The organism is Dyadobacter sp. NIV53 (genome assembly GCF_019711195.1).
In the GTDB taxonomy this organism is placed as follows: domain Bacteria; phylum Bacteroidota; class Bacteroidia; order Cytophagales; family Spirosomataceae; genus Dyadobacter.
In genome coordinates this window covers 5,089,435-5,109,520 of record NZ_CP081299.1, presented here as the reverse complement: position 1 = coordinate 5,109,520, position 20,086 = coordinate 5,089,435, and the positions used below count along the sequence as shown (strand labels likewise).

The window sequence follows — 20,086 nt, the reverse complement described above, 5'->3', positions numbered from 1 at the left end:
TTGAAGACGCTATTAATTATGCCTTCTTCAAATTTTCTGCGACTTTATCCCAGTTTACTACATCCCAGAAAGCCTTAATATAGTCAGCACGCTTGTTTTGATAATGCAGGTAATAGGCATGTTCCCAAACATCAAGTGCCAGAACAGGTGTCCCTTTAATATCAGAAATATCCATTAAAGGATTATCCTGATTTGGTGTAGAACCAATAGACAATTTTCCGTCCTTAGCAACCAGCCAGGCCCACCCGGAACCAAAACGGGTTGTTGCTGCTTTTGCAAATTCTTCTTTAAACTTATCAAGCGTTCCGAACTGTGCTTTAATAGCATCAGCAACTGCGCCCGTTGGTTCTCCCTTTTTAGGACCCATTACTTCCCAGAAAAAAGTATGGTTCCAATGCCCGCCACCATTATTTCTTATAGCTGCCGGAGCTTTACCAATAGTTTTCAAAATCTCATCCAGGGATTTCTTTTCAAATTCAGTTCCTTTTACCGCGTCATTCAGGTTTTTCACATAAGCAGCATGATGCTTTGTGTAGTGAATTTCCATCGTAAGTTTATCAATACTTGGCTCCAAAGCTCCAAAATCATAAGGAAGCGGTGCTTGCTTAAAAGGTGCAGTTTCAGCAAGTATAATGTTATCTGATCCTGCAAATGCCTGGTTTCCCAAAGCTCCAACGGCAAATGTGCTTCCGGCTAAGGTGCGCAAGAAATCTATTCTATTCATAATCTCCTTAACATTAAATGTATATGTATCAATCGTAGGCCACCCGGCTTACGATACTTCTTCCCAGTGTAATTTCATCTGCATATTCCAGGTCACCTCCTATCGGAATCCCCCGTGCAATAGTACTTACTTTAACACCAGTTACCTTTAATTTTTTCTGTAAATAAAATGCGGTTGTATCGCCTTCCATAGTAGGATTCAGCGCCAGAATTATTTCAGCAACATGCTCTCCATCTTCCTGATTTTCAACTCTTGTCAGAAGCGATTCAATATGCAGATCTGACGGGCCAATACCTTCCAGGGGTGAAATGATTCCCCCCAAAACATGGTACAAACCTTTGTACTGACTGGTCGCCTCAATGGCAAGAACATCTCTGGTATCTACTACCACACAAATTATGGATGCATCTCTTTTTGGATTACTGCATATGTTACAAAGTTGCCCATCTGCAATGTTATGGCACTTTACACAATATGAGGTTTTTGTGCGCATATTTACAATTGCCTCGGCAAGTGAACGCGTTTGCTCCTCTTCTCTTTTTAATAAGTGTAATGCCAGGCGTAAAGCTGTTTTTTTCCCAATTCCCGGAAGACGGGAAATCTCTCCAACGGCATCCTCAATAAGACGTGAAGGATAATTCATGTGAACTGATAAATAATTAAGCAGTGTTTAATAAACAGTAAGTCACAAACCAACGTTTCATTGGCATCAAAATTTCATTCCATACCAATTTTAAACATGGTTAGTACTCAATGAATTTCTGCCGAAATACCTCTTCTGCAAATTTCATTCCGCATAAAGATCAATTCCTCAAATTCACCTTCTTTTACAGAACATTTACCCTTATAGTGTATAATAAGCGTACATTGCTCTGCCTGCTCACTGGTATGACGACAAACTTCTATGAGCGTATCAATTACCCAATCAAAAGTATTTACGTCATCATTATATATAACCAGTTTTTTTATCTCTGTTTCGATGGTTTTTTCCAGAATTTCAACCTCTGTCTCTGTAAGCGCTTGCATAACAACCAAATTTCTGTTTGATTAGCAAATCTAATTAAAAACGTACATTAACAGAAGATTTTCCCTTCTTTTGTTGCCCGTTACATATCCTTAATATTAATTGATTTGATGAATCCCTACATTTCCCTGGTTATACTGATCGTTTATTTCGGAATGCTGATCACAGTTTCCATATATACTTCAAAAGGAGCAGATACTAATACATTTTTTACAGCTAACCGGCAATCACCATGGTATCTGGTAGCATTTGGAATGATCGGCACATCTTTGTCGGGTGTTACATTTGTATCTGTACCGGGAGCCGTTGCCAATATTCAATTTTCTTATTTTCAGGTAGTTATCGGTTATATTCTGGGCTATTTCGTAATCGGCACTGTTCTGATGCCTTTGTATTACCGGCTCAATCTAATCTCTATTTATTCGTATCTGGAACAACGTTTCGGGTTTTGGTCATATAAAACAGGATCCGGATTTTTTCTTTTATCACGAACTATTGGCTCAGCAGTGAGGCTTTATGTTGCAGCACAGGTTCTTCAGCTTGCATTGTTTAAACCATTGGGTGTACCATTTGAAGTGGCTGTGGCTATTACGATCTTTTTAATATGGGTTTATACATTTAAAGGTGGTGTAAAAACCATCATTGTAACTGATACATTACAAACATTCTTTCTGATTACTGCTGTTATTCTTACGATTGTATTGGTTTCACAGGAACTGGATCTTGATGGTATCTCCGGTATCTGGAAAACGGTGCAGGAAAGCAAATACTCCCAAATATTTTATTGGGATACCAATGACCCTAAAAACTTTTTTAAACAATTTTTTGCAGGTGCCTTTATTGCGATAGTAATGACCGGGCTCGATCAGGATCTTATGCAGAAAAATCTTACCTGCAAAAATATTGGCGAAGCTCAGAAAAATATGTTCTGGTTTACGGTTGTATTGGTGATTGTAAATTTTCTATTCCTTTCTCTTGGAGCACTGCTTTACGTATATGCCAGCGCACAGGGAATTCCCGTTACTGCCAAAACAGATGAATTTTACCCAATGCTGGCACTCAATCATTTGGGAATTGCAGTTGGTATTACTTTTCTTCTGGGAATTACAGCAGCTACCTATGCCAGTTCCGACTCTGCATTGACAGCACTGACTACAGCGTTTTGTATTGATTTTATGAATATTGAAAAAAGGCCAGAAGAAAAAAGATCTTCTATTAAATTTTGGGTTCATATTGGCTTCTCAGTAGTATTTTATCTTGTCATTCTTGTTTTCAACCGCCTGAATAGTAAGGAAGTAATTACAGCCGTATTTGATCTGGCAGGATATACTTACGGGCCACTGCTGGGTTTATTTTCATTTGGAGCTTTTCTCAAAACGCCTGTCAAAGACCGTTGGGTGCCATTAGTCTGCATTGCTGCCCCTATTCTTACCTACATGATTAATGAACACTCAGCGGAGTGGTTTAATGGTTATAAATTTGGATTTGAAAGACTCATAATTAATGGGTTAATTACCTTTATCGGACTCTGGTTGTTGAAAGATTCCAAGCCAAAAGCTTCTACGTATGCCTCATAGGAAATAATCATAATTACCTATAAACCGTCTCAAATACTAAAATTATCATTATAGCAGTTTGCAGATTTTGCAATTGTTATAATGATCAATTTCATCCTGTTAATTTGTGCCCGATTTACTACAATTGATAATTAAATGTTTAAAATCTCTTTCTTCAATGCAAAAAAATATTAACTTTATGATATATACGGATTGAAAGAAAATAAGCGTTTTTGATCTGAAAAAGTGGATGTTTAAGTTGAAAAAACCAGTTGAGTTATTAATTTTTTAACGAACTAACCTTTTACAATATGAAAACATTAGCATTAATTTTTATCGGAACTTCTCTGTTTTTCTCTTGTTCTGAGAAAGCAAAAGAAGAAGACAGCGCACAAGTTGAAGCAAATCTGGAAAAAGAAAAAAAGCCATTTATGCTACAATCGAGAACGAAACAAAATCCTTTTTTAACAGGGATTATAATGGTTGGAAATCAAGTTATGCACAAACTGATTATGCTTTTCAGGCATGGAGTAACCGGGATGGCACTTTTGATTCAAATGTAGGTTGGGACGACATCAATAATCAGATTGGTAAATATATTACTGACAATCCTGAAAAAAGTTATCCCAAAGTTGAGCGCAAAAACATGAAGTACAAGTTCTATTGCGATAATGTTGCATACCTTACCTGGGATCAGTTTAACAGTGACGGAAAAGAAAAGAACTTCCATCATAGCAAGGAGGTCAGGTTGATGGAAAAAATAGATGGTCAGTGGAAAATTGTTTGTGTCTCAGCTTTCTGGGATTACAAGAACCTTATTCCGGTAAGTAAACTTCCAATGATTCAAAAAATAGCAAATGAAAGTCGCGGTAAAAACAAGATTTGATTTTGATTAAAACTTTCAAAACCGTTCGGTTTTTAATTCTAAGCGTTCGGTTTCGAACAATACCATTTTAGAAAAAAGCATTCAAAAATATTTCTATTTATGAACTAAATAACTGAAAATCAGAATATTAATTAACCTATGTGCCAGATTCGATTTTACAAATCAGATCTGGCACAAGCTTTTTTATAAGTTAATCAGTCATGAAATATGAATGTTTAATCTTAAAATAAAAAAGCCATGAAAATCTCAATCATTTCAAAATTAGTTGCTTTCGCTCTCATTGTGTCTCTTTCTTCATTTGCAGCTGACAAAAAAGCTGATCGAAAGAACAAGGTTTCTTCCCATGCAGTTTCTTTAAGTGCAGGTATGTTTCAGGTAGTCAATACAAGCAAAGTAAAACTTGCAGTTGACAAAGGAACTGACGGGCGATTATTGGTAAAACTTAAAGATGGAAGTGGACGTACTCTTTATACTGAAACGTATGGCAAAAATTCAGAGCAATACCGGAGAGTGTTTGATATGGACGGTATGAATGACGGAAAGTATTATTTTGAATTATCTTATGGAGATCAAAAATTGATTAAAGAAGTACAAATTCAAACCAGCACCGGCCGTTCAATTTCAATTCAGTAGCATCTTCTTCATTAAAAAAGCATCGCCCGAATAATCTGAGGCGATGCTTTTTTATGTTTATAGTTTTAATTCAATTTCCGGATCCCAAAAAACTTTATCCCAGTTTTGAATCTGATCATCTTTAACTGTAATTCCGTCACTTTCCAATCTTTCCTGCATTGTAGCCGGAGTTTCGAAAAGTAGTTTGGCAGAAAGTACGCCTGCTTTATTTACAACTTTATATGCCGGAATATCTATTTGGGTATAACTGTTTCCCATAGCCCAACCAACCATACGGGCTCCTCTTTTTGAGCCTAAATAGGCAGCGATTGCCCCATATGAAGTAGCTCTTCCTTTTGGAATTAAACGAACTACATCGTAAACATTTTGAAAAAAATCATTATTTGATGCTTTTTCCTTCCTCTCTTGCTTCCTGGCGCTCATCAATTTCACGTGTTAGCTGGCCATACCAAATTTCTCCATATGCCCTTATCAACGGTTCTTTCAAAAACTTATAAACCGGTACACCCAGTTCTTTACCAAAACTACATGCAGGACTGCAAATATCCCACCTATCATAATTCAAAGCATGATATTGTTCATACTTTGTAACCCTGATCGGATATAAATGACAGGATATTGGTTTTTTGAAATCTATTTTGCCATCATTATATGCCTCTTCAATTCCGCATTTAAGAATTCCTTTCGGATCGTATATTGCATATGCACATTCTCTGTTATTGATAACCGGAGTAACATAATCCCCTTCCCAATCTTTTGTATATGTACCTTCTTTCGCAATTACCGCTTTCCCGGCATCTGACAAATAAGGTTCAACAAATGGATAGATCTGGTCCAAAATAGCAAGCTCCGGTTCTTCCAATGGTGCTCCGGAATCTCCTTCAACGCAGCAGGCACCTTTACATTTGTCGAGATTACAGACAAATAACTGGTCTTCAATATCATCACTGATACAAGTATTGTCTATGAGTATCATCTTATTGGGGCCTTATTATTTTTGTGGAACTTTTAGCTTCTGGCCAATGGTAACACTATTCTCAGATATATTGTTCAGCCTTTTAAGCTCTTCTATTGTTGTCCCGTATTTTTGTGCAATTCGATAAAGAGATTCTCCAGCAGAAACGGTATGCGTGTGACTACCTGATGAAGAAGACCGGACTGATCCCCTATCAGGATTTTCATCCACATTACTTCCACCTTTTTTAACCCTTAGTTTCTGACCGGAAATCAGTCGCTGCGAAGGACTCAGATCGTTAAGCGTCATCAGTTCCTGTAAGCTAATTCCATATAATCTGGAAATACTGTAATAAGTCTGGCCAGCCTGAACTGTGTGAAATTCAGCTCCCTCGTTACCATGTGTATTTCTGTCATTAACAATTTGCGCTGCTTCCTTTTCTGTACGGGTAAATCCTGTTGGTGAAAAAGAGCCTGCCGTTTCTTTTCTTTTGTTTTCAGCAAGTTTCGTAGCGGCTTCATTGTCAGCCGCATTACCTTTAACCCGTAATCTCTGGCCAACCACCAACCCTTTTTTTGATTCTCTGTTCAGATATATAAGATCACTTGCGTTCATTCCGTATTTTCTGGCGATGCTGTAATAGTTCTCTCCTGCAACCACCGTATGAAATGATTCCATTTCGGACTCCTTCATCTCCTTTTTTACCACCGGATCACTTACCTTTTCTATCACTGGTTTTTCTGCTGCTTCCTTTTCTGCTGCTTCTCTTTGCTGACGTGCATATACAGAACCTGAACTCACAGGAGTTGAGGATGTAGCGGGCTTGGTTTTTGCATTGGCAGAACCATCACTTTTACGTTTTGAAGGTGTAATGTCATCAGCTGATTTAAAAGAACCATCTTCAACATTATCCTGTGTGATAATTACAACCCTGTCATTGGTTTCTCTTGGCGTTGTGACGGCCTTATCCGCAATTGCAGATGTTGTAGCCTTAGGTGTTGCGTCAGGTTTAAAATCCTGATTGTCCTTAGCAATACTGCTTTCGCTTTTTTCTACCAATACAGGCGTATATTTTTTGCGGCCTAAAGGAGTAGTTACTGCTGCTGCCGGAGCCTCTTTAACAGGATTTGCAGCAGTGACTTCTGTATTATTTTGTGCTGGTGAGGCTGGTTTAACTTCCGGTTTAATAATTTCAACCGGTTGTTTTCTTGGACGTTTTTTGTTTAACCAAAGTACCTGCCCTGTTTGAATAGGATAATTTCTGCTAATGATCCGGTTATATTTAAGCAGATTAACCAATCTGAGACCATATTGCTGTGAAACTGTTTGCCAGGTATCACCAGGTTTTGCTGTATGAAATGGTGTTGAAGCTTTTTTATTTTTCTTTGCGAGATAATAGACATGGCCAGGTACAAGTGGTGTATCCTTTAACATATCATTGTAACGCATAAATTTAGGAGCCCTTATATTACCTGCTTTTGCAAGTGCCTTCGGATCGTCTCCTGCACGTGCTTCTATTCCTGGAAGTCCGTTAATATCATAAAGCACAGGTGCATTTTTATCTTTCGACTGTACATTAGATCTTTTCAGGACAGGAAAGCCATTTTCGTCGTACACTGTTGCCACAACACTTGTACTGGCAGTAGCAGGCAATGATAATTTTTCGCGAACTGAAGCAACCTGATCCAATGGCACAGGTACAGTAATCAGGTACTCTCTGTCGGTTGGGATCCTGCCATCGGTTACCCAACGATTATAACTTTCAAGTTCTTTTGAATTGATTCCCAAAGACCTGGCAATTTCATCAAATGACTGGCCTTTACCATATTCTGATTCCAGTAAAATGATCTTATTGTTACTGCGATATTTTTCAATACCTGCCTCCAATGCTATTTTATGCGCAAAAAACCGAAGCATGTAGCGATCTGTCTTTCCGGTAAGTGTAACTTCTTTGGCATAGGACCAATTGGCAGGAACAATCTTCTTTACACCACCCGCGCCCTGATAATATGAATAAAGAGATGATACCCAGTTATTAAACTGCTGGTTATTTTTCTTCAGATACCAGGCTGCTGCATGTGTAGAAGAACTGATATTTTTCCGTTCATCTACCTCATCGTCTACCCGTAAATTAAGTTCTCGCGCTGTCTCTGGCTTAAACTGCCAATAACCAACCGCATTAGAGCTGGAAACAACATCCGGCTTAAATGAACTTTCCTGAACTGCGAGATATTTAAAATCAATCGGAACTTCTTCGTCCATTAAAATTCCCTCAACAATTGGGAAGTAAAGAATGGCTCTTTCCATTTTTTCTTCCCAAAACTTTTTATTCGACATCAGGCTTTTAATATCCTCTTCGATGAGATTTTGTGCTGATCTGTCAAATTTTACCGTAATACCACCGAATGAAACGCTGGCAGGTATATCAGAAGTATTTTGAGCGTGTGCAGTAGCGATTACACTTATTAGCAAAAAACAAGTAAATGATGTAATCTTAATGTTTTTGATGAATTTTCTGGTCATAAATAATTTATGCTTATCCGGTATTTTATTGACTTACAATTTTTGAAGAATCATTAACCCGTCGCGTATGGGTAGCAGAATATTGGACACACGACTGTCTTCATGTACAATGCGGTTAAATTCCATTAACAGCTGAGTGTCTTTATCTGCTTTTTTCAGTTCAGGCTGAACCACTTTTCCGCTCCACAATACATTGTCTGCGATAATAAAACCACCTGTCCGTACTTTTTCCAAACAAAGATTAAAATAGGAAATGTAATTTATTTTGTCGGCATCTATGAATGCGATATCGAAATTATCTTGTAATAACGGAATAATATCCAAGGCATTACCAATCCTGTAATCTATATTTTCAGCAAAAAGAGACATATTAAAGAAGTTTCTGGTCATTGTTTCCAGTTCTTCGTTAATGTCAATTGTTGTAAGCCGGCCATTTTGATTTAATCCTTCACAAAGGCACAAAGCAGAATAACCTGTATAAGTCCCGATTTCAAGAATCCGGTCAGGCTTAATCATCCGTGAAATCATGGACAAAAATCTACCTTGCAAGTGCCCCGAAAGCATACGAGGATTAAGTACCTTGGCATAGGTTTCCCTATTCAACCGTTGTAAAATTTCACTTTCTCCTTCCGTATGAGCCTCAGAATATGCTTCTATTTCATCTGGCAGAAATTTCATTTGATAGTATGAAGGAAATGAAGAGCCGGAATCATATTATCCCAAGCTCTTTTAATTGACTTATAGGAATGTTACAAACTTCTGAATCAGTTTCTTATAAGTGTGAAACCAACTGTTCAAGATAAATACCGTATCCGCTTTTTACAAGAGGTTTGGCAATTTCTTTTAACTTTTCCGCATCTATAAAGCCCATTCTGTATGCGATTTCTTCGATACATCCAATTTTTAAACCCTGGCGTTCTTCAATAACCTGCACATACTGTCCGGCCTGCATCAGTGACTGGATCGTACCTGTATCCAGCCAGGCTGTACCACGGTTCAAAACGCCCACTTTTAATTTTCCTTTTTCCAGATAAACCCGGTTTACATCCGTAATTTCAAGTTCTCCGCGTGGTGAAGGCGGGATCGTTTTGGCTATTTCAATAACATCGTTGTCGTAAAAATACAATCCGGGAACCGCATAATTCGACTTTGGTTTTTCCGGTTTCTCTTCAATGGATATAACATTATTGCTCCCATCAAATTCTACCACTCCGTACCTTTCAGGATCCTGTACCTGATAAGCAAAAATAACACCACCATCAGGATCATTATTGGATTGCAGAAGTCCTGATAAACCCGAACCATAAAAAATATTATCTCCCAGGATTAGTGCTACTTTGTCATCGCCAATAAATTTTTCACCTATGATAAATGCCTGCGCAAGTCCATCCGGACTAGGCTGTACTTCGTAACTGAATGAACACCCCAACCGGCTACCATCACCCAATAGTTTTTCAAAATGCGGCAAATCGTGCGGAGTTGAGATTATCAATATCTCGCGGATTCCAGCCAGCATCAATATCGAAAGCGGATAGTAAATCATCGGTTTGTCATAAACGGGCATAAGCTGTTTACTGACTGCCAAAGTAAGTGGGTGTAATCGTGTGCCAGATCCGCCGGCTAAAATAATTCCTTTCATCGTTATCGGTTAATATACATCGAATCGTAATAAAGCTTGTAATCTCCGGAAGTGACGTTCTGCAACCATTCTTTATTGGTCAGATACCAGTCAACAGTTCTTTCCAGGCCTTCCTCAAACTGAAGGGAAGGTTTCCAGCCCAGTTCTTCCGAAAGCTTTGTTGCATCAATTGCATATCGAAGGTCATGACCGGCACGATCCGTAACATAAGTGATCAGTTTTTCTGTTTCACCTTCTTCACGTCCCAGTTTCTTGTCCATAACCCTGCAAAGCAAAAGTACGAGATCAAGATTTTTCCATTCATTATGACCACCAATATTATAGGTTTCCCCGTTTTTTCCCTTATGGAAAATTACATCAATGGCAATCGCATGATCTTCTACAAAAAGCCAGTCACGAACATTTTCACCTCTTCCATAAACAGGAAGCGGTTTGTTCTGGATAATATTATGGATCATTAACGGAATAAGTTTTTCCGGAAAATGATTAGGCCCATAATTATTAGAGCAGTTAGAAATAACTACCGGCAGATTGTATGTGTTTTGATAAGCCCGTACGAAATGATCCGAAGATGCTTTGGAAGCGGAGTATGGAGAACGGGGATCGTAACTGGTACTTTCCGTGAAAAATGTTCCGGGATCATGTAGTTCACCATATACTTCATCCGTTGAAACATGATAAAAACGACGGTCAGTAAAATCGTCTTTCCAGACTTTCCGTGCCGCATTCAGCAAATTAACAGTTCCAACCACGTTGGTCATTACAAAAGACATCGGATCAGAAATAGACCTGTCAACATGGCTTTCAGCGGCAAGATGGACGATACCGTGAAAATTATTCTCACTGATCAGTTTGTCAATGAAATCTGCATCCACAATATCACCTTTTACAAAAGTGTAATTGGGCGCATTTTCAATATCTTTTATGTTTTCAAGGTTCCCTGCATAGGTTAATGCATCCAGATTATAAATATGATATTCAGGATGTTGTGTAACAAAGCGCCTCACAACGTGGGAACCAATAAAACCTGCCCCACCAGTAATTAAAATCTTTTTCATTTTCCAGCGGTTATTTTTAATTGCCAATTCCATGCATCACGAAGTGCGTCAGCCATTGTTTTTTCGGCTTTCCATTTCATGACCGTATTGACTTTGTCTGATTGTGCGTATATTTTTTCAACATCTCCTTCTCTTCTTGGCCCGATAATGTAATTTAATTTTACGCCATTCACTTCCTCGAAGGTCTTAATTACGTCAAGAACAGTGTAACCTTCACCAGTTCCTACGTTAAATACATCATAATAATTTTCGTTTTCCTGCTCGTCCAAAAGCTGGAATGCCTTTAAATGTGCCTTGGCTAAGTCCACCACATGTATGAAATCACGAACGCAGGTGCCATCAGGCGTGTTATAATCACTGCCAAAAACGGTTAACGATTTGCGTAACCCGGCAGCAGTTTGTGTAATAAAAGGAACCAGATTACTAGGTACACCATTAGGAAGTTCGCCTATCAGTGATGACTCGTGTGCCCCTATCGGATTGAAATAACGCAGGCAGATTGCTTTGATTCCGGCACCTGAATGCACATGGTCACGAATGATATCCTCAGCTATTGCCTTGGTATTCCCGTAAGGAGATGTGGCCGGCTGGCGTGGCGTTAATTCAGTAACGGGTAATTTCTCAGGCTGACCGTAAACCGTACAGGATGAGGAAAATACAAACTTGGTTACATTAAATTCTTTCATAACCCTTAAAAGTACAAGCAGGGAAATGATGTTGTTTTCGTAGTAATTCAATGGTTTTTCCACGGATTCTCCCACTGCTTTATAAGCAGCGAAGTGAATAACGCCATCAAACTTTTCCTTTTCAAACAAACTTCTTACCTTTTCAACATCATTACAATCTATCTGGTAAAACGGGAAGTCTTTGCCGGTAATGCTCTTTATTCCCTTCAATACGTCCAGATTCGAATTATAAAGATTATCAATAATTACCGGTTCAAATCCTGCTTTGTCCAGCTCCACAACTGTATGAGATCCAATAAAACCTACTCCGCCTGTAACGAGAATTTTCATAAATCGAAATATTATTTCAAAATTTTATTAAACTGTATTTGCTCATAAAATTATATTTACAAAGCCCCATAACAGACTGTTACGAAATCAATAAAAAATAACCCTACTGAATAAATTACAATTTTTTTCCGGGCAAAAGTAGAAAATTTGACGTCCATAAAAAAAAATTGTTTTTATTTATCCGTTGGTTAGTAAAAGCAAGATTTGAGGAAAATGAACCAGAGAGAAATTAAAGCGCTGATATCACTGCTTGATGACGATGATCATGAGGTGAGTCAACACGTTGAGGGAAAGATACTATCATTAGGCGGAAATGTAATTCCGTTTCTTGAAACAGAGTGGGAAGAAAGTTTCAATCCTATTATCCAACGTAAAATCGAAGAACTCATTCATGAACTCCAGCTAAGTATCATGATTGAAAGGTTGCAGGGCTGGAAAAATGGCGGCAGCCTGGATCTGCTGGAAGGTATGTGGATTTTGGCAACCTATCATTATCCTGATCTGTCAATCGAAAAACTGAAAACTTCTATTGATCAGCTGTATTATGATATATGGATACAGTTTCAGGAAGAAATGAATGCGGTAGACCAGATCAAACGGATCAACAGTATTTTTTTTGGACCAATGAATTTTGCAGCCAATACGAAGAATTTTCATTCTCCTTCTAATTCCATGATCAATGTAGTACTGGAAACCAAAAGAGGTAATCCGCCTACTTTATGTGTTATCTATTTATTGATAGCACGAAAATTAGGATTGCCTGTATATGGTGTAAACCTGCCTAATCTGTTTGTACTGACCTATAAAAATGATAAGACCCAGTTTTATATCAATGTATTTAACAGAGGAATTATTTTTTCCAGAACCGATATTGACCATTATATCGCCCAGCTTAATATCAAATCGAAGGATATTTTTTATCAGCCTTGTACAAATCTTGAAATCATTCAGCGTTTGCTTCGCAATTTGATTTTGTCCTATGAAAAAACAAGCGATCAGGAAAAAAGTAAAGAAATCGAGAAAATATTAAAGGCTACGCTGGATGAAAGTGAAGACTGATCACAATGCAATTGCGAGGCAGTAATCGTCATACCAGCGAAGATGTATGCGGGAATGTACGATTAATTCTTCATCTGTTAAAATACCAATGATCTGGTTCTCCCGGCCTGAAAAGACTTCGATGTAAATTGAATTTTTGAAGCTGATTTTCTTTTTTCCGTATAATTTATAAAGTGCTTCCTTGGCACACCAGTAAGTGCACAAATGTGAAAGATCATTTTCTGCGTGAACAAATTCAGTATCTGATAAATACTTTTTTGCCGTGCGCCGAAGTTTCTCATCCACTTTTTCCATATCAATACCTACCGGGGATAATAAATTGATTACCGCTGCAACATAGTCTGCAGTATGCGTAAGTGAGATGTGAGAATCGTTATTGACCAGAAATGCTTTTCCGTGCTCATCCTTATGCGTACCTTCATAAAAGATCCCAAACTCTTCGGCCAGTGTTTTAATAAGCAAACGGCTTGCAAGCCACTCACGTTTTTTCTGAGGGTGGGAAATCAAATTGAGATCATCCAAATTATACTCGGAACCTAAACTATTGCGGAGTTCTGTTTCATTTTCGGTTAACTTCCACAGGAGCAGTGTACTATTCTCTTCAATCTTTTCGGAATGAACGAGGGGCATAATAATTCTGTTTAAAAATTTCAGCAGGCTTCTAAATTTGCAGCAATATTAGCCATTCGCTGTCAGTAATCAGTTTTAGTTTAAAAATAATCAGCATCTCATCAATAAAGTCTAGAGACAGAAGATACTTACTTATCCGCATTTTGAAACTATAACTGATTAAAATATGCTGCTTTGACATGTAATGGTTTGTATTGCCAATAGCTAACCGCTAAAAGCCAACTGCTAACCGCAATTTAACACCATGAATATTCGTAAAATAGATACATTTTCGGGTCATCGCGATAGTGTATACACCATTATTGCTGATAACTCCGGACATGGCTTTTACTCAGCCGGAGCCGACGGCTTTATAATACAGTGGGATTTGCAAAAACCGGATCTGGGCAAACTCGTTGCCCGCGCAGGCGTATCAGTCTATTCATTGTGTTTTGACAAGGAAAATCAGGCTTTATGGATCGGACAAAATTTTGAAGGAATTCAGATTCTCGACACTGTCAATGGAAAAATAGAAAACACAGCGCGTATTACTACCGCGGCCATTTTTGATATTCAAATGTGGAACGGAAAAGCACTGGTCGCATTAGGCGACGGGGTAATACTGGTGATGGATATCTCTACCTTTTCGGTTCAGAAACATATTAAAATAGCCGACAAAAGTATCAGGTCTATTTCTATAAATCCCGCCACTTCTGAATTTGCCGTAGGTGATAGTAATCATAATATCCATATTTTTGATTTTGATGGTTTTAATTTAAAACAAATCATTAAATCTCACACAAACTCTGTCTTCTCTGTACAATATTCACCTGACGGACGTTTTCTATTTACAATGGGCAGGGATGCACATTTAAAAATATGGGATGTGCTAAACAACTACGAGCCTGTCACGGACATAGCTGCACATATGTATGCGATCAATCATGTGAGTTTTAGTCCGGATGGTAAATTGTTTGCAACCTATAGTATGGACAAATCCGTAAAACTTTGGGACGCTTCTACTTTCCGTCTGAAGAAAATAATTGACCGTGCGAGGCATGCGGGACATGGAACATCGGTAAATAAATTATTATGGACTGACTATGAAAATCAGCTCATTTCATGCAGTGACGACCGAACAATTTCTGTATGGGAAGTAATACAATGACATACTTTTAGAATGGTAAAATTGGTAAATACTTTGAAATGTGATTCATATGTCTTTAACTTACGCTGCCATTATTCAATAAATACCAAAGCACATTTTACATCATGAAAATTTCAGCTATAGACATACGTAAACATACGTTTGAAAAAATTTTCAGAGGTTATGACCCCGACGAAGTAGATGCTTTCCTGAACTCTTTATCACAGGAATGGGAGCGTTTTTCCAGCGAAAATGGATTACTAAAAATGCAGTTGGAATATGCCGAAAAAGAACTTAGCAAGCTCAAGGATATAGAGTCTACTCTTTTTCGTACATTAAAAAGTGCAGAAGACGTTAGCAGACAAATTGAAAAAGAAGCAAACGAACAGGCTGTAAAAACAATTGACGAAGCAAACGAACTTGCTACAAAGACAATTGAAGAGGCGAATGATCTTGCCACCAAAACTATTGGAGAGTCAAAGGTAAAGGCCGATGAAATGATTCTGGAAGCGGAACAACGAACCGGACAGGTTGTTAGTGAAACAGAAGATAAATTAAAGCGTTTCCGGGAAGAATTCGTTGCAGAAGTTAAAATTCAGGAGCGGGATTTCAGGGCAATTGAGAATTTCAGGGATAATCTTGTGGTTCAGCTAGCTTCCTTGGCTAATAATACGATCGATACTGTTGAACGTTTCGAACAGAAATATGATAAGGATTCCGTTTTAAATAAAATGGACGAAATAAAACAGCATATCCTGGAAATTGAAATTCCACGTAAGCCTTTGCCTAAACAGGAAGTTCAAGTTGAAAATAAAGAAGAAGAGATAACAGACACTGATGACGTACAAATTGTGCTTTCTGATGAAAAACCTGAAGTTGCTTTTGAAATTATAGATTATCATGAAGACGAGGAGGCTGAAATTGCAGAGCCTGAAATCGAGCTAACACCGGAACAGGAGCCTGAACTGGTTGAAGCTGCTGCCGAATTATCGGAAACAACAGAATCCGAAACGAGAGAAAAAGTAAAGAGCGCCGCAGACGCAGCAAGTGAAGCACTGGCAGAAATGCATCGGGTAGCACAGAAAGCCCGTGATGAAACTCCGGCAATTAATAAATTAAGAAATCAGGAAAATAATCAGTCAAACAGAGGTGGCGGCGGATCATTCTTCGACCAAATTTAATACACATTGGGAACGATCACACTGGAAGGACTCGAATTTTTTGCCTATCATGGTTTTTATCCTGAGGAACAAAAAATCGGAAACAAATATGCTCTGGATATAACGATTCAGACTAATTTTATTGAAGCTGCACAGCATGATAAGCTAAGTGAAACCGTAAATTATGAAACGCTTTATAATATTGCAGCAAAAGTGATGCAGGAACCGGCAAAGCTACTCGAACATATTGGTTTCAAAGTTATATCAAGAGTAAGAGATCATTATCCCAACGTAAACCTGGTTACTGTAAAAGTATCCAAATTTAATCCGCCCGTTGGAGGCGTTTGCACCCGGGCTGTGATCACGATGGAAGGATAAAAAAATCCGGAAAGGTAACTGTTAAATACAATTACCTTTCCGGATAACTAAAAGTTATTTTATTCTTCCAGATCGCGGAAAGCCAAAATCCCACCTGTTACATTTCTTGCATTCGTAAATCCCTGTGATTCCAGGAATTTCACAGCTTTTCCGCTACGTGCTCCTGAACGGCAATGAATAATTATTTCTGCATCTTTCAAATCTTCCAGTTCAGCCAGATGATCAGGTAATTCTGCAAGTGGAATTAATATTGCACCAAGGTTATCTTCTTCATACTCATGCTCTTCTCTGACGTCATAAAAATTCAGATCTTCTCCTTTGTCCAAACGTTCTTTTAATTCTTCAACTGTAATATCCATAACAACTATATAATTTAAATGAGTTATTTAACAATGAACACTTTTTGGATAAATGATCGTTTCCCATCCGACCCCTTAATAATATACATTCCGTCTTCGGTTACATGAAGCAATGAAGATTGATAACCTTTTACCGGCAAAATAGTTTGTACCAAATTACCTTGTACCGAATAAATATCAATTCTTTTTAAAGAAGTATTTTTCCAATTGATGATTCCCTGTGCAGGATTAGGGAAAAAGTAATTTTCAGAAACAGCAACTGGTTCATTTCCTGTAACAACTCCCTGTCCGGATTTTCCAAGATATGGACGGATCATAATACTGCCTTTTATGGCCACCTCGGTTTCCCAGGAATTTCCAAGATTATAGAATATTTTGTCTTTACCTAACTGCGAATTCCTGTCTAAACCAAACGTTACGGGTTCTTCATTAATCTATAGCCAACCAATATAGAATGTGTCGGCCACTGCAACTGGATTACCGAACTCATACTCCAGAAACCCGTTGCGACTATCCGGATAAGTAGCAGAAACAGACCGTTGGGTAAGCACCTGGTCCGGTTTTCCATTTTTATTACTATAAAGCTGAACAGTAAAACTTTGCCCTGAAATATCCTTATTGAAAGGAACCAGGGAAAGCCTCACTCCACCAATTGTATCGGGTTTGGAAAGTACATAACGTACGGCTGCACGTCCTAGTTTTTGCGGGATCTGCACACCATATTCAGCACTTCCATCGTCAAAAGCATAATAATCACTCAAATCCACATTTGCACTGATCGTATCATTTCTATTCAAATTGAGAAATTTAATAGGATTATCTGCGTCCGTGGTCTTTACTACCAGTTTGTATTGTAAAGAAGCAGAGGTAAGGGATGCACCAAAAGTGATCGGATTAAGTTTCATAATCCTTTCCTGATTTTTGAACGGACCCGTTCCGGTATAAGGTGCTATATAAACTGAATTATCATTAATTACTCCATAATTGGCACCAGAAAGCCTGTCTCTTACTGTAAAAGTAAAGGAGTTACTATTTTCACGATTGTTCAGATTGACTATATCCGTACTGACTGTAGCTGCGGTGGCTAACATAGGATTTACTTTGTATTGCCGCAGCGGCATGGAGGTATAATTTTTCAAAAAAGGTGTAAGCGGCTTGCGCACAGTAATATCCCTAATGAATTTATCGTTGGCTGTTCTTTTATCATTCAGGTAAACATAATCCAGATGCCAGGTATCATAAGGCCCGGAACTCCTGCCATAACCTCTGAAACGAAACTGAAAACCATTATGAAAAAAACCGGGATCTTTAATCGCAATAAACTGCTGCTTAAAAACCGTATCAATTACGTAACCATTTTGCGTCCAGACTGTTGACCAATTTTGACTGCTATTTAAGAACTCCAGGCTGATGTAATCACTGGAATCAGGTTTTTCACCCAGGCCTTTACCTTCCCAGTAAAAACTAATATAAATGGAATCCCTGGCAGTTTTACCCGCCAGATTAATGGGCTGAGAAGTAAGTGTATCTGTAAAACCCTGAGACAGAGGCACGATAAAATTGTATGGCGACCCAGTTGCATTTACTCCGTCAAAAGTGGCCACGTTTAAAGAAGGATGATTGGTTGTGAGTGTATTATTAATATAAACTCCACTTCCCGGCATCCAGTAGGTAGTATCGGGCCCTGCTGTTTTTGCAGTAGAAAAATCATCCAGGAATGGCAAACTTAGTGATGCTGTTGTTCTGGCACCTGCCGCGTAATTACTTTTTTAGCACCACTGGTTTTCATTTCACCAATCGGAACCAATTTAAGCTGTGCATAAATCTCCTGATACTGAAAGAAAATCAGTGCCAGTATGAAATATAGCTTTATAAAAGAAGATTTCTTTTTATTACAATTGTTCTGGTTGTGTGTTTTCATTCTCAATAGATTCAGCTGCCTGAGGTGTCACCCACAAATCAATTACATCACCAATTCTTACATTATTACCAGCCTCAGGGTTTTGTTTAACAATCGAACCAGGTGCTTGTCCTTCTTCTAACGGCACTTCCATGATCTGGCCTATTTTGAGGCCTGCACCAATTATAACAATTTTTGCCTCGTCCATTGGCATTCCAATAGCCGAAGGAGCTTCAAACTGGGCAGTTCCCAATCCTTCACCCAATTCCAGATCTATTTTAGACCCTTTTGGAATAGGTTTTCCAGGTTCAATAACGCTGCCGTTGTACATCTGTCGTAAAACTGCATTTTGAGCCATATCAGGAACGTATGAAATATTACCTTCTTCCAAACCAACACTTTTAAGCAACATTTGTGCACTCCGATGAGTCATGTCCGTAAGTTTGGGCATTTTAATGAGCGGTGCAGTGCGGGAAACTACTGTAATATATATTTTCCTGCCTTCCTTCACTTTGGCACCGGGAAGCGGGTATTGCGCAAGAATTGTAAGGGGAGTCATATTTGCTACAAAAACGCTGTCATTCACCTCGTAACGCAAATCCCTTGCATCCAAAAAATCTTCCAGCCCTTCCAAACTTTTTTTCTTAAGATCAGGTACTGTAATGGCCTCTCCGTGATTGGTTGTAAAAGGCAGATAAATAAAGAAAAAGCCAAGAAAAAATACCAATATCAAAGAAACAATGATGCCGATGTGGATAAAAAAATCACTTCGGGATTGCGTACTAATTTTTGCCATAGAGGTACTTGAAACAAATATTTTTTTATAAAAAGTAAAAATAGAAGTAATATTTCAGGATGCAATATTCTACGACTGATAGCCGCCAAGAATACGTTTTATATATTTTCCAAGAATATCAAATTCCAGATTGACTGAATCTCCTTCTTTAAGCTCATGAAAATTGGTAAAAGAGTAAGTGTAAGGAATTATTGCTACTCTAAATGAATTTGCTGCTGAATTAAAAACGGTTAGGCTTACTCCATTGATACAAATTGAGCCTTTCTCAACTGTGATATTCCCTGGATTTGCATCATATTCAAAATCAAATAACCAGCTGCCGTCCCTGGATTCAATTCTGGTGCAAATAGCAGTCTGGTCGACATGCCCTTGTACTATATGACCGTCGAAGCGCCCATTGGCAGGCATACAACGCTCCAGATTTATTTTAGCAGCTTCATACAGAGAATTTAAATTGGTTTTAAGCAATGTTTCCTCCACTGCCGTTACTTTATAAGTATCACCTTCAATTGCCGTTACCGTCAGACATACTCCATTGTGGCTTATACTCTGATCGATTTTAAATTCCGCAGCGATTGAAGATTTCAAGGTAAAAGTCTTGTTTGTACCTTCCTGATCTATTTTGATTACCTCTGCAAGTGATTCTACAATTCCTGTAAACATT

General features: G+C 38.3%; 25 protein-coding genes. 8 read left to right on the top strand and 17 right to left on the bottom strand.

The window, feature by feature from the left end; translation table 11 throughout:
- Positions 1-16 precede the first annotated feature (16 nt).
- From KZC02_RS21070 to KZC02_RS21060, 3 genes are all read right to left on the bottom strand, one after another.
- Positions 17-724, bottom strand: coding sequence for a superoxide dismutase (locus KZC02_RS21070; RefSeq protein ID WP_221390500.1), 708 nt, complete (start codon positions 722-724; stop codon positions 17-19).
- Positions 725-752: 28 nt separating this feature from the next.
- The gene (recR, locus tag KZC02_RS21065; protein ID WP_221390499.1) at positions 753-1,367 is read right to left on the bottom strand and encodes a recombination mediator RecR; all 615 of its coding nucleotides are present in this window, start codon (positions 1,365-1,367) and stop codon (positions 753-755) included.
- 107 nt (positions 1,368-1,474) lie between these two features.
- Positions 1,475-1,750: an ATP-dependent Clp protease adaptor ClpS gene (locus KZC02_RS21060; RefSeq protein ID WP_221390498.1), complete on the bottom strand. Its 276-nt coding sequence runs from the start codon at positions 1,748-1,750 to the stop codon at positions 1,475-1,477.
- Between the two features lie 108 nt (positions 1,751-1,858).
- Here KZC02_RS21060 and KZC02_RS21055 point away from each other — a divergent pair, with 108 nt between their 5' ends.
- The 4 genes from KZC02_RS21055 (at position 1,859) to KZC02_RS21045 (ending at position 4,823) form a co-directional block, all read left to right on the top strand.
- Entirely contained in the window at positions 1,859-3,325 is a 1,467-nt protein-coding gene (locus KZC02_RS21055) for a sodium:solute symporter (protein WP_221390497.1), read from the top strand.
- Between the two features lie 290 nt (positions 3,326-3,615).
- Positions 3,616-3,867, top strand: a complete 252-nt coding sequence (locus KZC02_RS32035) for a hypothetical protein (protein WP_229253707.1) — start codon at positions 3,616-3,618, stop codon at positions 3,865-3,867.
- 83 nt (positions 3,868-3,950) lie between these two features.
- On the top strand, positions 3,951-4,190 hold the full coding sequence (locus KZC02_RS32030; RefSeq protein ID WP_229253706.1) for a hypothetical protein: 240 nt from the start codon (positions 3,951-3,953) through the stop codon (positions 4,188-4,190).
- Between the two features lie 237 nt (positions 4,191-4,427).
- On the top strand, positions 4,428-4,823 hold the full coding sequence (locus KZC02_RS21045; protein ID WP_221390496.1) for a hypothetical protein: 396 nt from the start codon (positions 4,428-4,430) through the stop codon (positions 4,821-4,823).
- A gap of 57 nt (positions 4,824-4,880) precedes the next feature.
- On the opposite strand, the gene KZC02_RS21040 is transcribed toward KZC02_RS21045, so the two are convergent.
- The 7 genes from KZC02_RS21040 to galE form a co-directional block, all read right to left on the bottom strand.
- The gene (locus KZC02_RS21040) at positions 4,881-5,246 is read right to left on the bottom strand and encodes an MGMT family protein (protein ID WP_221390495.1); all 366 of its coding nucleotides are present in this window, start codon (positions 5,244-5,246) and stop codon (positions 4,881-4,883) included.
- On the bottom strand, positions 5,203-5,799 hold the full coding sequence (locus KZC02_RS21035) for a DUF3109 family protein (protein WP_221390494.1): 597 nt from the start codon (positions 5,797-5,799) through the stop codon (positions 5,203-5,205). Before KZC02_RS21035 ends, KZC02_RS21040 begins: the two co-directional genes overlap by 44 nt.
- Positions 5,800-5,814: 15 nt before the next feature.
- On the bottom strand, positions 5,815-8,301 hold the full coding sequence (locus tag KZC02_RS21030) for a LysM peptidoglycan-binding domain-containing protein (protein WP_221390493.1): 2,487 nt from the start codon (positions 8,299-8,301) through the stop codon (positions 5,815-5,817).
- Between the two features lie 33 nt (positions 8,302-8,334).
- Positions 8,335-8,979 (bottom strand): O-methyltransferase, encoded by a 645-nt coding sequence (locus KZC02_RS21025; RefSeq protein ID WP_221390492.1) that lies wholly within the window; start codon positions 8,977-8,979, stop codon positions 8,335-8,337.
- Positions 8,980-9,073: 94 nt separating this feature from the next.
- Positions 9,074-9,940: a glucose-1-phosphate thymidylyltransferase RfbA gene (gene rfbA / locus KZC02_RS21020; protein ID WP_221390491.1), complete on the bottom strand. Its 867-nt coding sequence runs from the start codon at positions 9,938-9,940 to the stop codon at positions 9,074-9,076.
- 2 nt (positions 9,941-9,942) lie between these two features.
- The gene (gene rfbB, locus KZC02_RS21015) at positions 9,943-10,998 is read right to left on the bottom strand and encodes a dTDP-glucose 4,6-dehydratase (protein WP_221390490.1); all 1,056 of its coding nucleotides are present in this window, start codon (positions 10,996-10,998) and stop codon (positions 9,943-9,945) included.
- Positions 10,995-12,014, bottom strand: a complete 1,020-nt coding sequence (gene galE / locus KZC02_RS21010; RefSeq protein WP_221390489.1) for a UDP-glucose 4-epimerase GalE — start codon at positions 12,012-12,014, stop codon at positions 10,995-10,997. The genes rfbB and galE overlap by 4 nt, the downstream gene beginning before the upstream one ends.
- A gap of 213 nt (positions 12,015-12,227) precedes the next feature.
- On the opposite strand from galE, the gene KZC02_RS21005 reads away from it, so the two are divergent.
- Positions 12,228-13,073 carry a transglutaminase-like domain-containing protein gene (locus KZC02_RS21005; protein ID WP_221390488.1) on the top strand — a complete coding sequence of 282 codons (846 nt, stop codon included), beginning with the start codon at positions 12,228-12,230 and terminating at the stop codon, positions 13,071-13,073.
- Here KZC02_RS21005 and KZC02_RS21000 read toward each other — a convergent pair whose 3' ends face one another.
- On the bottom strand, positions 13,074-13,703 hold the full coding sequence (locus tag KZC02_RS21000) for a 4'-phosphopantetheinyl transferase superfamily protein (protein WP_221390487.1): 630 nt from the start codon (positions 13,701-13,703) through the stop codon (positions 13,074-13,076).
- Positions 13,704-13,947: 244 nt separating this feature from the next.
- On the opposite strand from KZC02_RS21000, the gene KZC02_RS20995 reads away from it, so the two are divergent.
- From KZC02_RS20995 to folB, 3 genes are all read left to right on the top strand, one after another.
- The gene (locus tag KZC02_RS20995; RefSeq protein ID WP_221390486.1) at positions 13,948-14,850 is read left to right on the top strand and encodes a WD40 repeat domain-containing protein; all 903 of its coding nucleotides are present in this window, start codon (positions 13,948-13,950) and stop codon (positions 14,848-14,850) included.
- Positions 14,851-14,954: 104 nt separating this feature from the next.
- Positions 14,955-16,010, top strand: coding sequence for a DivIVA domain-containing protein (locus KZC02_RS20990; protein WP_221390485.1), 1,056 nt, complete (start codon positions 14,955-14,957; stop codon positions 16,008-16,010).
- 6 nt (positions 16,011-16,016) lie between these two features.
- Complete coding sequence (gene folB / locus KZC02_RS20985; RefSeq protein ID WP_221390484.1) at positions 16,017-16,367, top strand: dihydroneopterin aldolase; 351 nt, start codon at positions 16,017-16,019, stop codon at positions 16,365-16,367.
- 59 nt (positions 16,368-16,426) lie between these two features.
- Here the strand turns inward: folB and KZC02_RS20980 are convergent, their stop codons facing one another.
- From KZC02_RS20980 to KZC02_RS20955, 6 genes are all read right to left on the bottom strand, one after another.
- Positions 16,427-16,726: a rhodanese-like domain-containing protein gene (locus KZC02_RS20980; protein WP_221390483.1), complete on the bottom strand. Its 300-nt coding sequence runs from the start codon at positions 16,724-16,726 to the stop codon at positions 16,427-16,429.
- Between the two features lie 23 nt (positions 16,727-16,749).
- Positions 16,750-17,043, bottom strand: a complete 294-nt coding sequence (locus KZC02_RS20975) for a T9SS type A sorting domain-containing protein (protein WP_221390482.1) — start codon at positions 17,041-17,043, stop codon at positions 16,750-16,752.
- 117 nt (positions 17,044-17,160) lie between these two features.
- Complete coding sequence (locus tag KZC02_RS20970) at positions 17,161-18,450, bottom strand: T9SS C-terminal target domain-containing protein (RefSeq protein WP_221390481.1); 1,290 nt, start codon at positions 18,448-18,450, stop codon at positions 17,161-17,163.
- A 2-nt stretch (positions 18,451-18,452) separates the two neighbouring features.
- Positions 18,453-18,647, bottom strand: a complete 195-nt coding sequence (locus KZC02_RS20965) for a hypothetical protein (protein WP_221390480.1) — start codon at positions 18,645-18,647, stop codon at positions 18,453-18,455.
- Complete coding sequence (locus KZC02_RS20960; RefSeq protein ID WP_221390479.1) at positions 18,619-19,422, bottom strand: PASTA domain-containing protein; 804 nt, start codon at positions 19,420-19,422, stop codon at positions 18,619-18,621. Before KZC02_RS20960 ends, KZC02_RS20965 begins: the two co-directional genes overlap by 29 nt.
- A gap of 69 nt (positions 19,423-19,491) precedes the next feature.
- Positions 19,492-20,085, bottom strand: a complete 594-nt coding sequence (locus tag KZC02_RS20955) for a riboflavin synthase (protein WP_221395128.1) — start codon at positions 20,083-20,085, stop codon at positions 19,492-19,494.
- Between the last annotated feature and the right edge of the window lies 1 nt (position 20,086).

What these genes read in the sequence shown, in the direction of transcription:
- KZC02_RS21070 (WP_221390500.1), bottom strand. Translation starts at nt 724, where the DNA reads ATGAATAGAATAGATTTCTTGCGCACCTTAGCCGGAAGCACATTTGCC.
- recR (WP_221390499.1), bottom strand. Translation starts at nt 1,367, where the DNA reads ATGAATTATCCTTCACGTCTTATTGAGGATGCCGTTGGAGAGATTTCC.
- KZC02_RS21060 (WP_221390498.1), bottom strand. Translation starts at nt 1,750, where the DNA reads ATGCAAGCGCTTACAGAGACAGAGGTTGAAATTCTGGAAAAAACCATC.
- KZC02_RS21055 (WP_221390497.1), top strand. Translation starts at nt 1,859, where the DNA reads ATGAATCCCTACATTTCCCTGGTTATACTGATCGTTTATTTCGGAATG.
- KZC02_RS32035 (WP_229253707.1), top strand. Translation starts at nt 3,616, where the DNA reads ATGAAAACATTAGCATTAATTTTTATCGGAACTTCTCTGTTTTTCTCT.
- KZC02_RS32030 (WP_229253706.1), top strand. Translation starts at nt 3,951, where the DNA reads ATGAAGTACAAGTTCTATTGCGATAATGTTGCATACCTTACCTGGGAT.
- KZC02_RS21045 (WP_221390496.1), top strand. Translation starts at nt 4,428, where the DNA reads ATGAAAATCTCAATCATTTCAAAATTAGTTGCTTTCGCTCTCATTGTG.
- KZC02_RS21040 (WP_221390495.1), bottom strand. Translation starts at nt 5,246, where the DNA reads ATGAGCGCCAGGAAGCAAGAGAGGAAGGAAAAAGCATCAAATAATGAT.
- KZC02_RS21035 (WP_221390494.1), bottom strand. Translation starts at nt 5,799, where the DNA reads ATGATACTCATAGACAATACTTGTATCAGTGATGATATTGAAGACCAG.
- KZC02_RS21030 (WP_221390493.1), bottom strand. Translation starts at nt 8,301, where the DNA reads ATGACCAGAAAATTCATCAAAAACATTAAGATTACATCATTTACTTGT.
- KZC02_RS21025 (WP_221390492.1), bottom strand. Translation starts at nt 8,979, where the DNA reads ATGAAATTTCTGCCAGATGAAATAGAAGCATATTCTGAGGCTCATACG.
- rfbA (WP_221390491.1), bottom strand. Translation starts at nt 9,940, where the DNA reads ATGAAAGGAATTATTTTAGCCGGCGGATCTGGCACACGATTACACCCA.
- rfbB (WP_221390490.1), bottom strand. Translation starts at nt 10,998, where the DNA reads ATGAAAAAGATTTTAATTACTGGTGGGGCAGGTTTTATTGGTTCCCAC.
- galE (WP_221390489.1), bottom strand. Translation starts at nt 12,014, where the DNA reads ATGAAAATTCTCGTTACAGGCGGAGTAGGTTTTATTGGATCTCATACA.
- KZC02_RS21005 (WP_221390488.1), top strand. Translation starts at nt 12,228, where the DNA reads ATGAACCAGAGAGAAATTAAAGCGCTGATATCACTGCTTGATGACGAT.
- KZC02_RS21000 (WP_221390487.1), bottom strand. Translation starts at nt 13,703, where the DNA reads ATGCCCCTCGTTCATTCCGAAAAGATTGAAGAGAATAGTACACTGCTC.
- KZC02_RS20995 (WP_221390486.1), top strand. Translation starts at nt 13,948, where the DNA reads ATGAATATTCGTAAAATAGATACATTTTCGGGTCATCGCGATAGTGTA.
- KZC02_RS20990 (WP_221390485.1), top strand. Translation starts at nt 14,955, where the DNA reads ATGAAAATTTCAGCTATAGACATACGTAAACATACGTTTGAAAAAATT.
- KZC02_RS20980 (WP_221390483.1), bottom strand. Translation starts at nt 16,726, where the DNA reads ATGGATATTACAGTTGAAGAATTAAAAGAACGTTTGGACAAAGGAGAA.
- KZC02_RS20975 (WP_221390482.1), bottom strand. Translation starts at nt 17,043, where the DNA reads ATGATCCGTCCATATCTTGGAAAATCCGGACAGGGAGTTGTTACAGGA.
- KZC02_RS20965 (WP_221390480.1), bottom strand. Translation starts at nt 18,647, where the DNA reads ATGAAAACACACAACCAGAACAATTGTAATAAAAAGAAATCTTCTTTT.
- KZC02_RS20960 (WP_221390479.1), bottom strand. Translation starts at nt 19,422, where the DNA reads ATGGCAAAAATTAGTACGCAATCCCGAAGTGATTTTTTTATCCACATC.
- KZC02_RS20955 (WP_221395128.1), bottom strand. Translation starts at nt 20,085, where the DNA reads ATGTTTACAGGAATTGTAGAATCACTTGCAGAGGTAATCAAAATAGAT.